The following is a 14,572-nucleotide window of genomic DNA, read 5'->3' as shown; positions in this document are numbered from 1 at the left end:
GGGCGGCTGGTTTAGACCTGTTGCGGTGAGCGGCGACGTGCCGCGTCGAACGGTCTTCGAGGCGCGCCGAACGGCCGGTCAGCCGCGAAATCAGCCCGCCAGGATCTCCGACCTGACGCCCGGTCGCACCGGGATGAAGACCGGTGTCGGCCCGCTGTCCGCGTCCAGCACATAGGCCTGCGCCTCGCCGACATGGAAGTACATGCCGCGCAGTGTCAGCCCGCCCTCGGAGATCCGCTCGGCGACGCACGCGTGCTGTGTCAGATGGTCGAGCTGCTGCACCACATTGGTCAGGCACAGCGACTCCAGCGGGTCGGAGCCGGACCGCCCCTCGATGCGGGGCACCGCGTCGCCCAGCCGCTCGAGCCGGTCCACGCTGGGGCGCGCGTGCCGCAGCCAGCGGCCCATCGAGCCCTCCTGTCCCTCTCTCTCCCCATCGGTGACGACACCGACGGCCTGCATCGCCCCGCAGCCCGAATGCCCGCAGACGGTGATGGAACCGACCCGCAGCACGGTCACGGCGTACTCGATCGCCGCGGCCACGGAGTCGTCGGTGGATTCGGCGCCCGGGAGCGGCACGAGATTGCCCATGTTCCGCACGGTGAACAGGTCGCCGGGCCCACTGGAGGTGATCATGCTCGTGACCAGGCGGGAGTCCGCGCAGGTGAGGAAGAGCTGCCCCGGGCGCTGCCCCTCCTGCGCCAGCCGGGCCAGCTCCCGCCGGACCAGCGGCGCGGTGGCCCGCTGGAAGTTCCGCACGCCGCCGAGGAGTTGGTCGTGCCGGCCCGTCTCCTTCCCGGCCGACTCGCCGGCGGCGGGCTCGGGCCCGGTGCACTGATGGTTCTGCCAGGGCTGCCACGGCCAGCAGTGGTGCGCCGCCGCCGGCTCGCCGATCCGCTGCCCGGCCCGCCCGGTGATCTCGACCTCGCCGCCCTGCGCGGTGTGCGCCGCCCGCCAGTCGTGCAGCGTCTCGTAGGCGGCGTGGTCCATGAACGTGCCGTCCAGCTCCACGACCGCCGGCGCCTTGTCGGGGATCTGCGCGAGCACCCTGCTCAGCCTGGGCACCGCGAGGAACGTCAACTGCCCACGCACCCGGACCCGATGCGTCCCGTCCGGGAGCACGTCGTGGCTGACGCGCGTGTGCGTCAGGCGGTGCAGCGCGACACCCACCGCCACGGCGACGCCGATCGCCACGCCCTCCAGCACCCCGAGCAGGGTGACGCCCGCCGCTGTCACTCCGTACACCAGCACCTCCCGGTGCTTGGTGACGCTGCGGATATGGGTCAGGCTCACCATCTGGATGCCCACGACCATCACCAGCGCGGCGAGGGCGGCCAGCGGAATGAGCTCGAGCAGCCCCACGAGCAGTCCTGTGGCCAGCAGCACCCAGCAGCCGTGCATGATCGTGGACGCGCGGCTGACCGCGCCCGCCGCCACGTTGGCCGAGCTGCGCACCGCGACGCCCGTGACCGGCAGTCCGCCGAGCAGACCCGAGACGACGTTGGCCGCGCCCTGGCCGCGCAGCTCGCGGTCCAGATTCGCCTTGGCCACCCGGGGGCCCCCGGCGCGCTGCCGGACGGCCGCCAGCTTGTCGACCGCCACCGCGGAGAGCAGCGACTCGACACTGGCCACCAGCGTGATCGTGAGCACGGCGGCCAGGAGTCCGAGCACCGGGCCCTCGGGCATCTGCGGCAGCGCGTGGCTGCTCCAGGAGGGCAGGTCGACGCGCGGCAGCCGCAGGTCACCGGTCCAGGAAACCGCCGTGGCGAGCGTGACGGCCGCGAGCGCCGCGGGAGCTACCCGGCGCATGGTCACCCCCGCCCGCCCCGGCACGCGCGGCCAGATCAGCAGGACCGCGATGGTGAGCGCGCTGACGGCGATGGCCGTCGAGTGGAGATCGGCCAACTGCCCGGGAAGCTGCGCGACGTTGTCGATGGCCGAACTCTCGGCCGTGCCGCCGAGCACGATGTGCAACTGGGCCAGGGCGATCGTGACCCCGATGCCAGCGAGCATGCCGTGCACGATCGCGGGGCTCACGACGAGCGCGGTGCGGGCGACGCGCAGCGCGGAGAGCCCGAGCTGGGTGAGCCCGGCCAGCGCGGTGATGGCGCAGGTGGTGCGCCAGCCGTACTGGTGGATGAGCTCTGCGGTGATCACCGTCAGGCCGGCGGCGGGGCCGCTGACCTGGAGCGGTGCGCCACCGAGGCAGCCCGCCACGATCCCGCCGACGGCGGCCGCGACCAGGCCCGCCTGCAACGGGGCGCCGGTGGCGAGGGCGATGCCGAGGGAGAGGGGCAGCGCGATCAGGAACACCGAGATCGAGGCGGACAGGTCGGCGCGGTGGTAGGCGGACATTTCCGTCTCCGTCCGTAGGGCCGGTATGGCGACTCTCAAGCATTGGTAAATGGAGAGTAATGCCACGTAAAGCCTGCCACTAGTCCTGCTTCTCTTTTGGCCCAGGAATTACGCCCATCGGGGGAATTAATCATTTGAAACGCTTGTCATTCCATCATCTTTCCTGACCGGCGAGGGAGGTTTGTCTGGCGATACGTGAACCGGAAAACCACCTCGGGGACGGCGGGAGGACCGATGGCGACTGGACCTGGCGGCCGAGGCGCGGCCTGGGCGGCGATCACCGTGCTGGTGCTGGGACTTGGCGGCTGCGCGGACGACGGCGACGATTCGGCGACCGAGGGAAAGGGCGGCAAACCGCCAGGAGATGCGCCACGCGCGGCCGGGGAGGCGCCCGGGCGAGCCCCCGGCCGGGGCAAGGCCAAGCTGATCGGCGACGGCTCCACCGCGCTCACCGGCCCGCAGCCGAATCAGCCCGACATCGACCCGCTGACGCCCGGCCGGGAGCCGCCGCAATTCGTCGTCTTCTCCTGGGACGGCGCGGGCGAGGACGGCAATGAACTTTTCTCCCGATTCCGCGAACTGGGCAAGGAATACGACGCGCACATGACGTACTTCCTCTCCGGTCTCTATCTGCTCCCGGAGAGCCAACGCATGCGCTACCACCCGCCCGGCCGGTCTCCCGGCGCCTCGGACATCGGCTATCTCCGCGACGAGAACATCGCCGCCACGCTGGAGCAGTTGCGCGCCGCCTGGCTCGACGGCAGCGAGATCGGCACCCACTTCAACGGCCACTTCTGCGGCCCGACCGGCGTCGCCTCCTGGTCGGCGGACGACTGGCGCAGCGAGATCGAGCAGGCGAAGTGGATGGTGCGCAACTGGCGGACCACGACGGGTTTCGGCGACCTCGAACCGCTGCCGTTCGACTACGACGAGGAACTCGTCGGCGGCCGGGCGCCCTGTCTGGAGGGCCAGGAGAACCTGCTCCGCGCCGCCGCGGACCTGGGCTTCCGCTACGACTCCAGCGGCAACGGCCTCCAGGTGTGGCCGGACAAGCGGGAGGGTCTCTGGGACATTCCGCTGCAATCCGTCCCCGTGCCCGGCCGCGCCTTCGAAACGCTGTCCATGGACTACAACTTCATGGTCAACGACGCCGGCGAGGCCGAGATGCGCGAAGGGCTGCTCGCCGCGTTCGACCGGGCGTACAAGGGGAACCGCGCGCCGCTCATCATCGGCAATCACTTCAACGACTGGAACGGCGGCGCGTACATGAACGCCGTGAAGGACGTCATCAAGGAACTGTGCCCGCGCGACGACGTGCACTGCGTGTCGTTCCGCCAGCTCGTCGACTGGCTGGACGCCCAGGACCCCGCGATGCTCGACCGGCTGCGGACCCTGGGCGTCGGAGAGATGCCGCGCGAGGGCTGGGTGGCGTTCCTGAGCGGCACTTGAGAGCGGCCCGGGCGGACCGGCGGCCCGCCTCCGGCCGGCTCAGGCGGGCTGGGGGCTCGGCGCCTCGCTCAGCACGAAGTCCGGGTCGACCTGCGCGGCCAGGTCGGCCCCGGTCCGCTCGTTGCCCCAACTGGCCGCGTTCTTCAGGTGGAAGTGCACCATCTGCCGCGTGTACCGCTCCCAGTCGCGGCGCGCGTACGCGGCGTCGGCCGCCTCGTGAAGCGTCTCCAGGGCCCGCAGATTGGCCGGCTCCAGGCCGGTGAACGGCCGGTGCTCGCCGCGCTCCAGCGCCCGCACCCAGTCGGAGTGGCCCAAGGTGACCAGCAGATCCTCGCCCACCTGTGCCCGCAGGAACTCGATGTCGTCGGGACCCTGCACCTTGTTCCCGATGACGCGCAGCGGCACCCCGAAGTCCCGTGCGTAGTCCCGGTACTGCCGGTAGACGGAAACGCCCTTGCGGGTCGGCTCGGCCACCACGAAGGTCATGTCGAAGCGGGTGAACATGCCGGACGCGAACGAGTCGCTGCCCGCCGTCATGTCGACCACGACGTACTCGTCGCGCCCGTCGACGAGGTGGTTGAGGAAGAGCTCCACCGCGCCGGTCTTGGAGTGGTAGCAGGCGACGCCGAGGTCGTCCTCCGTGAACGGCCCGGTCACCAGCAGCCGCGCGGTCGCCTCGTCGTCCAGCGGGACCGTGTGGGCGCAGGCGTCGAAGACGGGATTGTCCTCGTCCAGCCGCAGCAGTCGCGAACCCGCTCCGGGCGGGGTCGTCTTGATCATGGTCTCGGCGGAGGCGATCCGCGGATTGTCACCGCGCAAGTAGTCTTTGATCAGCGGGAGTTGGCCGCCCAGAGGGGGCACCGCGGCCGCCCGCTCCTCGGGCAGGCCCAAGGCGACGCCCAGATGCTGGTTGATATCGGCGTCCACCGCGGTCACCGGGACTCGCCGGGCGGCCAGGTGCCGGATGAACAGCGAGGACAGCGTCGTCTTGCCGCTGCCCCCCTTGCCCACGAAAGCGATCTTCATGTTCAATAGCGTAGCCGCGTGCGGGGGAAGTTCGGACACCGGGAGTGAAGAAGTCCACTCGAACGTGTCGACGAGGCGTCCTGGACCGAGCCTAGGCTCGGTGCTATGGCTTCGATGAACGAGGCGCGATGAGCGCCGGTACCGCCGCCGACCCGCTGGCCCGCCTCGCCGCGCTCCCCGGCGTCGAGGCGGCCGTGGCCGCCGTGCGCACGGCCGTGGACGGCGTCTACGGGCACCGGGTGATGCGCCGCCGGAGCCCCGAGGTCGCCGCGGAGAGCGCCCTGCGCGGCGCGCGCGGCTCGGCCGCCCTGGACGGCGCCGACTGGGCGCTCGAAGAGGTGCGCAGACGCAGCGACTTCGGCGCCTCCGACGACGCGAGGAGCGTGGGCGCGGCGCTGCGGCTGACCGCGGAGGCCGGGCAGTTGCTCACCGTGTGGCGCGAGTCGCCGTCGCGGGTGCTGGCCCGGCTGCACCTGGTCGCCGCGGGCGGCGCCGCGCCCGAGGACACGGTGGGCCGGCCCCGGCTGGCGGGCGAGCCGGTGAACGAGCCGGGCCTGGCCGATCCGGCCGTGCCCGAGCCCGGTGCCGAAGAGGTCGCGGCCCGGCTGGACGGCCTCGGCCGGCTGGTGGTGGCGGGCTCGGCCGCGCCGGCCCTGGTGGTGGCGGCCGTCGTGCACGGCGAACTGCTGGCGCTGCGGCCGTTCGGCACGCACAACGGTCTGGTGGCCCGTGTGGTGGAACGGATCGTGCTGGTCGGCGCCGGCCTCGACCCGAAGAGCGTGACCCCGGCGGAGGTGGGGCACGCCGAGCAGGGCCGGGACGCGTATCTGGCGGCGCTCCGGGGCTACGTCTCGGGTACCGCGGAGGGCGTGGCCGCCTGGATCGCGCACTGCGGGCGCGCCGTGGAACTGGGGGCCCGCGAGTCGGTGGCGGTCTGCGAGGCGCTGCAACGCGGCGCGGCCTGAGCCTGGCGGGGGAGGGGCCCGGCGGACGAAGAAGCGGCGGCGTCGCCCGTCACGTGCGACGCCGCCGCCGGACGTGTCCACCGGGTTATCAGTGCGTGCACCGTGCTGGGCCGATCAGGTCGGGACTACCGCCCGTCTCCTGATGCGGCTGGCCCGATTGGCGGGTCGGCTGCGCGTGGGTGCCCGGTGTCCATGTGTCCGGTCCAGAGGGGCCGATATCTCCTTTGTACTCCGATCGGGAGAAAAGCGAAACCTCCGGGGCGAGATTTTACTTTTGGCGTCAAATAGCAGTGAAACGGGCGGCTGTGGCGCGTGCTGTCCGGCGTCGGCTGGCGTACCAGACCAGCCCGGCCGCGCAGGCCGCCGCGGCGACCGCGGCCCCCGCCGCCAGGGCGGGCCGGGGCGGCATCGCCAGGGACGGCAGGCGCTGCCGGAGCCGCACCGGGCGCTCGAACGTGAGCACCGGCCAGTCGCGGGCCGCCGCCTCCCGGCGCAGGGCGCGGTCCGGGTTGACCGCGTGGGGGTGGCCGACGGCCTCCAGCATGGGGATGTCCGTGATGGAGTCGCTGTAGGCGTAGCAGCGGTCCAGGTCGTACCCCTCCGAGATGGCCAGCTCGGCTATCGCCTCCGCCTTGGCCGGGCCGTAGGCGTAGTACTCGACCTCCCCGGTGAAGCAGCCGTCCTCGACGACCATGCGCGTGGCCACGACGCGATCGGCACCGAGCAACTCGCCGATGGGCTCGACGACTTCGGCGCCCGAGGAACTGACGATCACCACGTCGCGGCCGGCGGTGTGGTGCTGCTCGATCAGAGACGCGGCCTCGTCGTAGATGATCGGATCGATCACCTGGTGGAGGGTCTCCGCCACGATCTCCTTGACCTGCCGCACGTTCCAGCCCCGGCACAGGGCCGACAGGTACTCCCGCATCCGCTCGGTCTGGTCGTGGTCCGCTCCGCCGAGCAGATAGACGAACTGGGCGTAGGCGGAGCGCAGCACGGCGCGCCGGTTGATGAGCCCGCCCTGGTAGAAGGAGCGGCTGAAGGTGAGGGTGCTCGACTTCGCGATCACCGTCTTGTCCAGGTCGAAGAAGGCGGCGGTCCGCGGCTGGGCGAGTATTTTCACGCCCCGAGCATAAAGGCCCGCCATTCGGCGTACGCTCGGGCGCGGTGGTTTGCCTCAGAGAGCTCTCGGGTACACCATGGAAGTCACGGATCGTTCGCGACCGTGCTAACCCGGTCCGACTCCTCCCCCCCCGAGTCGGCCGAGGAAGACGACCCCCGCTCTCCCCCCCGGCGGGGGTCGTCGCATGTCCGGGGTGCTCTCGCGCCGAGCTGGCGCCGCGCGGGACGCGAATCCACAGAGCTGGTCATGAGCTCCACTCCTTGCCTGGCGATGACTGTGCGTAGCCAAGGGTAACTGCTCCGCAGTCTGCCGTGCGGCCTGTGCCCGAGAAGAGTGAATGAGTTTTCCACAAGCGCGGAGTTATCCACAGATTCTTATTGAGGCCCCTGAAAAGCGACGGATGACGGCACCGTGAATGGCGTGGCTGTCGATGCGTTCGGCGACTGACCGGATGCGCTCTGCGAAGGGGGATTGGCGTGCCTGAATCCATTCTGATTCTCACGGAGGACGAGGACCTGCTCGACGACCTGCTGCGGCTGTGCGCCGCGGCGGGGGCGGAGGCCGAGGTCGTGCACGGTGCCCCGGTGGCACCGGGCCAATGGGAACGGGCCCCGCTGGTCATGGTCGGCGACGACCGTGCCGCCGCGCTGTCCGAGACGGGACGGTGGCCGGGGCGGCGTCCCGGCGTGCTGCTGGTCGGACGAGATCTCGACGATCACACGGTCTGGGCGCGCGGCGTGGGACTGGGCGCCGAGCAAGTGCTTCATCTGCCGGGAGACGAGCCGTGGTTGGCGGACCGGATCGCGGACGCCGTCGAACGACCCGGGCCGCCCGCGCTGACGCTGGGCGTGCTCGGCGGCCGGGGCGGCGCGGGAGCCTCCTCCCTGGCCTGTGCCCTGGCGGTGACCGCCGCGGCGCAGGGGCTGCGCACCACGCTCATCGACGCTGATCCGCTCGGTGGCGGGCTGGACGTGCTGCTCGGCGCGGAACGGACGCCCGGGCCGCGCTGGCCGGCGTTCGTCTCGGCGCGCGGACGGCTGTCCGGGACCGCGCTGGACGAATCGCTGCCCCGGCCGCGCGGCGTCGGCCTGCTCAGTTGGGACCGGGCGGACGGCGCCCGGCTGCCCGCCGAGGCGATGTGCACGGTGCTGACCGCAGCCCGGCGCGGCGGCGGAGTGGTCGTGGTCGACCTGCCGCGGGCCGCCGACGAGGCGGCGGCCGAGGCCCTGGCGCAGTTGGACATGGGGCTGTTGGTGGTGCCGGGCGAGCTGCGCGCGGTGGCCGGCGCCCAGCGCGTGATCGCGACGTCCGGGGCCCTGGTGCGCGATCTGCGCGTCGTGGCCCGGCCCCTCGCCGCCGGCGGTCTGGCGGGCTCCGAGCTCGCCCGGCTGCTGGGCCTCCCGCTCGCGGGTGAACTGCCCGATGAGCCGGGCCTGTCGGCCGCGGCCGACCTCGGCGAGCCGCCGGGCGGCAATGCCAGGGGTGTGCTCGCCAAGTTCTGCGGTGAGTTGCTGGCACGTGCCCTGCCCGCCGCGGGAGCCGCCGTATGAGCGCGCTGAGCGGGTCGGCCGAGGCCGTCGAGCCGGCCGATCTCCCGGAGCTGCTGGAGGCGGTGCGGCTGCGGCTCGCCGAGGAGGGCGCCGAGCCGACCCCCGGCCGGGTGGCGGCGGCGCTGCGCGCCCGGGGCCGACTGCTGGGGGACAGCGCGGTGTTGTCCGTGGTCCGTGCCCTGCGCTCCGAGCTGGTCGGCGCCGGACCCTTGCAGCCCCTGCTCGCCGAGCCCGACGTCACCGATGTCCTGGTCAATGGGCCGGCCGAGGTGTGGGTGGACCGCGGACGCGGCCTGGAGCGGGCCGATGTGCGGTTCGCGGACGCGGCGGCCATCCGCAGGCTCGCCCAGCGGCTCGCCGCCGCCGCGGGGCGGCGCCTCGACGACGCCCGGCCCTGGGCCGACGCCCGGCTGGCGGACGGCACGCGCATGCATGCCGTGCTACCCCCGGTGGTCGTCGGTTCACCGTGCCTGTCGCTGCGCGTGGTGCGCCCCCGGGCGTTCTCGACGGCCGAGCTGACCGAGGCGGGCACCCTGCCGCCCGGCGGGGAGCGGCTGCTGCGGGCGGTGCTCGCCGCCCGGCTGTCCTTCCTGGTCACCGGCGGCACCGGCTCCGGCAAGAGCACCCTCCTGGCCACGCTGCTCGGGCTGGTCGCCCCGGACGAACGGATCGTGCTCGTCGAGGACTCGGCCGAGCTCCGGCCCAGCCATCCACATGTGGTGCGGCTGGAGACACGCCCGGCCAACCAGGAGGGAGCGGGCCGCGTCACGCTGCACGACCTGGTGCGCCAGGCCCTGCGCATGCGGCCGGACCGGCTCGTCGTCGGCGAGGTCCGAGGCGGCGAAGTGACGGAGCTGCTCAGCGCGTTGAACACCGGCCACGACGGCGGCTGCGGCACTTTGCACGCCAACGCGGCGGCCGATGTGCCCGCGCGCCTGGAGGCGCTCGGGAGCACCGCTGGCCTGCCCCGGGCGGCGCTGCACAGCCAGGTGGCGGCTGCGCTGTCCCTGGTGCTGCACCTGGTCCGGGACCGCGCCTCCGGGCAGCGCCGGCTCGCCGAGATCCATGTGCTGCGCCAGGACGACGAGACCGGCCTCGTGTACACCCTCCCGGCGGCCCGCTGGGCACCCGGCGGATTCGAGCGCGGTTCCGGGTGGGCACGGCTCGCGCAGCTCTGCGCCCAGGTCGGGGGAGGAGAGCTGTGACCGGGGGACTGATGTCGTTCACTGCCACGCTGTGCGCGGGAGCCGGTGCCTGGCTGCTGGTCGACGGATCGCCGGGGCGGCGCCGGGTGCGGCTGCTGCCCTCGGGCGGTCCCCCGGCGGGCGCCGCGCCGCCGGGCCGGCGCCTGGTGCCGCGGCCGCCCGACCGGGAAGCGGTGCGCGTGGTGCTGTGCTGCCTGGCCGCCGGAGTCCTGCTGGCGCTGTGGGGACGATCCGTGCTGCCCCTGGTGGCCGCCGCGCTGCTGGCGCCGCTGGCCGTGCGCCGGTGGCGCGGACATCGGGCCGCGCGGGCGGTGGAGCTGCGGCGGGACGCCGTGATCGCCTTCTGCGCCGGCCTGGCGGGCGAGGTCCGCACCGGCCGGCCGCCGGCCCAGGCGCTCGCCGCCGTCGGTACGCAGGGGCTGGGCGCCGCGGGTGGCGCGGTCCTCGCGGCGGCCCGGTACGGCGGAGACGTGCCCGCCGCGCTGCGGACCGCGGCGGGGCAGCCCGGCGCGGACGGGCTGCGCGGCGTGGCCGCCTGCTGGGCGGTGGCGGTGGACGGCGGGGCCTCGCTCGCGTCCGGCCTGGAGCGGGTCGCCGACGCGCTGCGCGCCGAGCGCGACCAACGGGAAGAGCTGCGCGCCCAGTTGGCGGGCCCCCGGGCGACCGCCCTGGTGCTGGCCACGTTGCCGCTGTTCGGGCTGGTGCTCGGCGCGGCCATGGGCGTCGAGCCGCTGCGAGTGCTGCTGGGCAGCCCGCTCGGGCTGGGCTGTCTGTTCCTGGGCGCGCTGCTGGAGTGGGCGGGTGTGGCGTGGGTCCGGGCCATCGTCCTGGCCGCCGAGCGGGCCGCCGTATGAGCGCCGGTGACCTGGGTGACTCGGCCTGGGCCGCGCTGCTGGCCCTGGCGGCGCTGGGCGCGACCGTGAGGGCCAGGCGCGGGGCCGCGTTGCGCGGCAGGTTCGCGGAGCTGTCCGGCGAACGGCGGGTCGCCGCGCGGCCCTTCCCGCGCCGGGTGTGGCGGCGGGCGCGGGTGGCCGAGGATCCCCGGCTGCCCCTGGCCACCGAGCTGCTGGCCGCCTGTCTCGCCGCGGGCGCCTCCCCCGGAGCGGCGGCGGACGCGGTGGGGACGTCGTTCGACGGCCCGCTGGCCGAGCGGCTGCGGCACGCGGCCAGCGAGCTGCGGCTGGGCGGCGAGCCCGCCGTCGTGTGGGGCAGGCTCGGCGGACTCCCCGGCGCCGCTGGCCTGGCCCGCCGCCTGGAGCTGGCCGGGACGAGTGGCGTGCCGGCCGTCACCGCGGTGACGGCAGAGGCCGCCGAGTGCCGCGCCCGCCGCCGCAGGACTGCCCAGATCCGGGCCAGACGCGCCGCCGTACAGGTGACGGGCCCCCTCGGCCTGTGCTTCCTGCCGGCCTTCCTGCTCATCGGGGTCGCGCCCGTCGTCATCGGAATGGCCCGGGAGCTGTTGTGACCCCCGTCCTCAACGACCCCTCGTTCCGCCAGCCGCCCCACCACCGCCCCGCGTTGGGGCGCCGATCGCAGACCGTCCCACCCTTCCGAACATTCCGAACACTCCGAGCACTTCAGACAGGAGGACCACTCATGTGGCTGATCACCCAACTCGCGAAGCTCCCAGCCCTGTCGCGGCGGGATGACGGGATGAGCACCGCCGAGTACGCCGTCGGGACCATCGCCGCCGCCGCGTTCGGGATCGTGTTGTACCAGGTCGTCTCCTCCGGGGCGGTGAGCGATGCGTTGCAGGGGCTGGTCGAGCGGGCACTGGAGGGCGACATGTGACCGCCGCCCGCGGGACCGCGGCTATGTCACCGCCGAGACCGCCGTCGTGATTCCCGCGCTCGTCCTGCTGCTGGGCATGCTGCTGTGGGGGCTGGGCGCCATCGCCGTGCGGACCCAGTGCGGGGACGCCGCCCGGGCCGGGGCCCGTGCCGCGGCGCGCGGCGAGCCGTCGGCCACCGTCCTGGGCGTGGCGCGCTCGGCGGCCCCGGACGGGGCGGACGTCCGCGTCGCGCGGGACGGCGGGCTGTACCGGGTATCGGTGTCGGCCCCCACCTGGGGGCCCGGCCCGCTGACCCTGTCCGTCCACGGGGAGGCGGTGGCCCATGCGGAGCCCGAGTGAGGCCCGCGACCGCGGCTCGGCCACCGTGTGGGCCGCGTTCGGCGCCACGCTGCTGTGCCTCGTCTTCGCCGCCGTCCTCGCCCTCGGACAGGTGACGGGGGCCCGGCAGCGCGCGGCCGGAGCGGCGGACCTCGCGGCGCTGGCCGCGGCCGACCGGGCGCTGTCCGGCCCGGAGGCGGCCTGCGAGCTGGCCGGCCGGGTGGCCGACGCGCAGGGCGCGCGGCTGGTCCGCTGCCACGTGGGCGGCGAGATCGCGGATCTCACCGCGGAGGCCAGGGCTGGCTTCTACGCGGTGCGGGCCAGGGCCCGGGCCGGTCCTAGTGACGCAGCAGTTCGGTGAGCAGCCGGATGGCGCCGGCCTTGTGCAGCGGGTCGTTGCCGTTGCCGCACTTGGGCGACTGGACGCACGAGGGACAGCCGCTCAGGCACTCGCAGGCGGCGATCGCGTCGCGGGTCGCGGTCAGCCAGCCGCGGGCCGTGTGGAAGGCGCGCTCGGCGAAGCCGGCGCCGCCCGGGTGGCCGTCGTGGACGAACACCGTGGGCAGCAGGGTGTCCGGATGCAGCGCCGTGGAGACGCCGCCGATGTCCCAGCGGTCACACGTGGCGAACAGCGGCAGCATGCCGATGGACGCGTGTTCCGCCGCGTGCAGGGCGCCCGGCAGGATCTCCGGGTCCATCCGGGCGGCATCCACCTGGTCCTCCGTCACCGTCCACCACACGGCCCGCGTCCGCAGCGTCCGGGGCGGCAGATCCAGCCGTGTTTCGCCGAGGATCTCGCCGGTCAGCAGCCGGCGCCGCAGATAGGAGACGACCTGATGAGTCACCTCGACCGAGCCGAAGCAGAGCCGGGCCGGGCCCCAGGGCACCTCGATGTCGGTCTCCAGCACCGACAGCTCGGTGACCTCCCGGGCGGAGGTGGACCACGGCGGGTTCGACTCCTCGACCAGCGCCACCGCGTCCCCCAGGTCCAGCTCCCGGACGACATAGCTGCGCCCCTGGTGCAGGTGGACCGCGCCCTCGTGCACGGTGCTGTGCGCGGCCCCGGCGTCCACCGTGCCCAGCAGCCGCCCGGTGTCCGCCTCGACCACCCGCACCGGGTCCCCGCCCTGGCCGCGGATGTCGACCATGTCCGCCGGGCGCTCCCGCTTGGTCCAGTACCAGGAGTCGCCCCGGCGCCGGAGCAGGGCGCGCGCGGCCAGCTTGGGCAGCAGCGCGGCGGCCCCGGGGTCGAACAGCGCCGGGGGCCCGGGGGCGAAGTCCGCGTCGGTCAGCGGCAGTTCGGCCGCAGCCGCGCACAGGTGGGGTGCGAGCACATACGGGTTGCCCGGATCGAGCACGGTCGTTTCCACCGGCCGCTGGAACAGCGCCTCGGGGTGGTGGACCAGATATGTGTCCAGCGGATCGTCCCGGGCGACCAGCACCGCCAGCGCCCCCTGCCGCTGCCGCCCGGCGCGGCCCGCCTGCTGCCACAGCGAGGCGCGGGTGCCGGGATAGCCGGCCAGCAGCACCGCGTCGAGCCCGGCGACGTCCACGCCGAGCTCCAGGGCGGTGGTGGCGGCGAGCCCGAGCAGTTCGCCGCGGTGCAGGGCGCGCTCCAGGGCCCGGCGCTCCTCGGGCAGATAGCCGCCGCGGTAGGCGGCCACCCGCCCGGCGAGGGCGCGGTCGGTCTCGGCGAGCCGTTCCTGGGCGATGAGCGCGATCAGCTCGGCGCCGCGCCGGGAGCGGACGAACGCCAGGGTGCGGACGTCCTGCGCGGCGAGGTCCGTCAGCAGTTCGGCGGTCTCCGCCGTCGCCGTCCGCCGTACCGGCGCGCCGCGCTCGCCCCGGGCCTCGGTCAGCGGCGGCTCCCACAGGGCGAACACGAGCTCGCCGCGCGGCGAGGCGTCCTCGGTGACCTCGGCGACCGGCAGGCCGGTGAGCCGGCCGGCCGCGGTGCCCGGCTCGGCCGTGGTGGCCGAGGCGAGCAGGAACACCGGATCGGCGCCGTAGTGGGCGCAGACACGCCGGAGCCGGCGCAGCACCTGGGCCACATGGGAGCCGAAGACACCCCGGTAGACGTGGCACTCGTCGATGACCACATAGCGCAGCGCGCGCAGGAAGGAGGACCAGCGGCGGTGGGCGGGCAGCAGCCCGCGGTGGAGCATGTCGGGATTGGTGAGGAGGAGGTTCGCGTGCTCCCGGGCCCAGGAGCGCTCCTCGGGCAGGGTGTCCCCGTCGTAGGCGGCCGGCCGGACGGCCGTGCCCAGGGGCGCGGCCAGACGGCGTATCGCGCGGAGCTGGTCGGCGGCCAGTGCCTTGGTCGGCGCCAGGTACACCGCGGTCGCGCCGCGCCCGTTCGGCGCCGCCCCGCCGTCGAGGAGCGCGTGCAGTACGGGCACCTGATACGCCAGCGACTTGCCCGATGCGGTGCCCGTCGAGATCACCACGGAATCCCCACGCAGCGCGTGCTCGATCACCCGCGCCTGGTGGGCCCAGGGACGCTCGATTCCCGCCGCTCGCACGGCCTCCGTCACTTCGGCACGTATCCCGTCCGGCCAGGAGGCATGGCGACCGGGGCGCGCGGGCAACTGCTCCGTATGGGTGAGGCGTGTCGCCCGCTCCGATCGCCCGCGCAGGCGTTCGAGCGCCGCCCGTGGTGACGGGCGCCGGGCGTCGGTCCCGCCCATGCCAGGCGGTGCGTGCTCATGGGACATCGGCATCGAGTCTGTCACTGGTCCGACGGACAATGGCTGTAAGACGTCGTCCTGGGCAGTCGGTAAGTGGTTGAA

At 74.0% G+C, this 14,572-nt stretch carries 13 protein-coding genes; 9 read left to right on the top strand and 4 right to left on the bottom strand.

Translation table 11 applies throughout. The annotated features are described in order from the left end of the window. Positions 1-90: 90 nt before the first annotated feature. Complete coding sequence (locus tag RM590_RS04430; RefSeq protein WP_311703030.1) at positions 91-2,355, bottom strand: SulP family inorganic anion transporter; 2,265 nt, start codon at positions 2,353-2,355, stop codon at positions 91-93. A gap of 234 nt (positions 2,356-2,589) precedes the next feature. Here RM590_RS04430 and RM590_RS04425 point away from each other — a divergent pair, with 234 nt between their 5' ends. Then, a complete protein-coding gene (locus RM590_RS04425) occupies positions 2,590-3,804 on the top strand; it encodes a polysaccharide deacetylase family protein (RefSeq protein WP_311703029.1) in 1,215 nt (404 codons plus the stop codon). A gap of 39 nt (positions 3,805-3,843) precedes the next feature. On the opposite strand, the gene RM590_RS04420 is transcribed toward RM590_RS04425, so the two are convergent. After that, complete coding sequence (locus RM590_RS04420; protein ID WP_311703028.1) at positions 3,844-4,830, bottom strand: ATP-binding protein; 987 nt, start codon at positions 4,828-4,830, stop codon at positions 3,844-3,846. Positions 4,831-4,958: 128 nt separating this feature from the next. Between RM590_RS04420 and RM590_RS04415 the strand changes: the two genes are divergently transcribed. Further along, positions 4,959-5,795 carry a Fic family protein gene (locus tag RM590_RS04415; protein WP_311703027.1) on the top strand — a complete coding sequence of 279 codons (837 nt, stop codon included), beginning with the start codon at positions 4,959-4,961 and terminating at the stop codon, positions 5,793-5,795. 280 nt (positions 5,796-6,075) lie between these two features. Here the strand turns inward: RM590_RS04415 and RM590_RS04410 are convergent, their stop codons facing one another. Further along, the gene (locus tag RM590_RS04410; protein ID WP_394813784.1) at positions 6,076-6,918 is read right to left on the bottom strand and encodes an HAD family hydrolase; all 843 of its coding nucleotides are present in this window, start codon (positions 6,916-6,918) and stop codon (positions 6,076-6,078) included. A 476-nt stretch (positions 6,919-7,394) separates the two neighbouring features. On the opposite strand from RM590_RS04410, the gene ssd reads away from it, so the two are divergent. The 7 genes from ssd to RM590_RS04375 all read left to right on the top strand — a co-directional run bounded on the left by ssd (position 7,395) and on the right by RM590_RS04375 (position 12,144). Continuing rightward, positions 7,395-8,468: a septum site-determining protein Ssd gene (gene ssd / locus RM590_RS04405; RefSeq protein ID WP_311703025.1), complete on the top strand. Its 1,074-nt coding sequence runs from the start codon at positions 7,395-7,397 to the stop codon at positions 8,466-8,468. After that, the gene (locus tag RM590_RS04400) at positions 8,465-9,673 is read left to right on the top strand and encodes a TadA family conjugal transfer-associated ATPase (RefSeq protein WP_311703024.1); all 1,209 of its coding nucleotides are present in this window, start codon (positions 8,465-8,467) and stop codon (positions 9,671-9,673) included. Before ssd ends, RM590_RS04400 begins: the two co-directional genes overlap by 4 nt. A gap of 11 nt (positions 9,674-9,684) precedes the next feature. Further along, the gene (locus RM590_RS04395) at positions 9,685-10,527 is read left to right on the top strand and encodes a type II secretion system F family protein (protein WP_394813799.1); all 843 of its coding nucleotides are present in this window, start codon (positions 9,685-9,687) and stop codon (positions 10,525-10,527) included. Continuing rightward, positions 10,524-11,138: a type II secretion system F family protein gene (locus RM590_RS04390; protein ID WP_311703022.1), complete on the top strand. Its 615-nt coding sequence runs from the start codon at positions 10,524-10,526 to the stop codon at positions 11,136-11,138. Before RM590_RS04395 ends, RM590_RS04390 begins: the two co-directional genes overlap by 4 nt. Positions 11,139-11,269: 131 nt before the next feature. Further along, positions 11,270-11,464: a DUF4244 domain-containing protein gene (locus RM590_RS04385; RefSeq protein WP_311703021.1), complete on the top strand. Its 195-nt coding sequence runs from the start codon at positions 11,270-11,272 to the stop codon at positions 11,462-11,464. Continuing rightward, positions 11,418-11,804, top strand: coding sequence for a TadE family type IV pilus minor pilin (locus RM590_RS04380; RefSeq protein WP_311703020.1), 387 nt, complete (start codon positions 11,418-11,420; stop codon positions 11,802-11,804). Before RM590_RS04385 ends, RM590_RS04380 begins: the two co-directional genes overlap by 47 nt. Beyond that, positions 11,788-12,144, top strand: a complete 357-nt coding sequence (locus RM590_RS04375; protein WP_311703019.1) for an Rv3654c family TadE-like protein — start codon at positions 11,788-11,790, stop codon at positions 12,142-12,144. The genes RM590_RS04380 and RM590_RS04375 overlap by 17 nt, the downstream gene beginning before the upstream one ends. Here RM590_RS04375 and RM590_RS04370 read toward each other — a convergent pair. Continuing rightward, positions 12,122-14,497, bottom strand: a complete 2,376-nt coding sequence (locus RM590_RS04370) for a DEAD/DEAH box helicase (RefSeq protein ID WP_394813783.1) — start codon at positions 14,495-14,497, stop codon at positions 12,122-12,124. The two genes, RM590_RS04375 and RM590_RS04370, sit on opposite strands and share 23 nt — an antisense overlap. Positions 14,498-14,572: the final 75 nt, after the last annotated feature.

This window comes from Streptomyces litchfieldiae (genome assembly GCF_031845365.1).
GTDB lineage: Bacteria > Actinomycetota > Actinomycetes > Streptomycetales > Streptomycetaceae > Streptomyces > Streptomyces litchfieldiae.
Note: the sequence above shows the minus strand (reverse complement) of the source record. Positions and strands in the feature narration are given on the sequence as shown.

Excerpts from the sequence above, each read along its gene's own strand:
- RM590_RS04430 (WP_311703030.1), bottom strand. The coding sequence starts at position 2,355 with ATGTCCGCCTACCACCGCGCCGACCTGTCCGCCTCGATCTCGGTGTTC.
- RM590_RS04425 (WP_311703029.1), top strand. The coding sequence starts at position 2,590 with ATGGCGACTGGACCTGGCGGCCGAGGCGCGGCCTGGGCGGCGATCACC.
- RM590_RS04420 (WP_311703028.1), bottom strand. The coding sequence starts at position 4,830 with ATGAAGATCGCTTTCGTGGGCAAGGGGGGCAGCGGCAAGACGACGCTG.
- RM590_RS04415 (WP_311703027.1), top strand. The coding sequence starts at position 4,959 with ATGAGCGCCGGTACCGCCGCCGACCCGCTGGCCCGCCTCGCCGCGCTC.
- RM590_RS04400 (WP_311703024.1), top strand. The coding sequence starts at position 8,465 with ATGAGCGCGCTGAGCGGGTCGGCCGAGGCCGTCGAGCCGGCCGATCTC.
- RM590_RS04395 (WP_394813799.1), top strand. The coding sequence starts at position 9,685 with ATGTCGTTCACTGCCACGCTGTGCGCGGGAGCCGGTGCCTGGCTGCTG.
- RM590_RS04390 (WP_311703022.1), top strand. The coding sequence starts at position 10,524 with ATGAGCGCCGGTGACCTGGGTGACTCGGCCTGGGCCGCGCTGCTGGCC.
- RM590_RS04385 (WP_311703021.1), top strand. The coding sequence starts at position 11,270 with ATGTGGCTGATCACCCAACTCGCGAAGCTCCCAGCCCTGTCGCGGCGG.
- RM590_RS04380 (WP_311703020.1), top strand. The coding sequence starts at position 11,418 with ATGCGTTGCAGGGGCTGGTCGAGCGGGCACTGGAGGGCGACATGTGAC.
- RM590_RS04375 (WP_311703019.1), top strand. The coding sequence starts at position 11,788 with ATGCGGAGCCCGAGTGAGGCCCGCGACCGCGGCTCGGCCACCGTGTGG.
- RM590_RS04370 (WP_394813783.1), bottom strand. The coding sequence starts at position 14,497 with ATGTCCCATGAGCACGCACCGCCTGGCATGGGCGGGACCGACGCCCGG.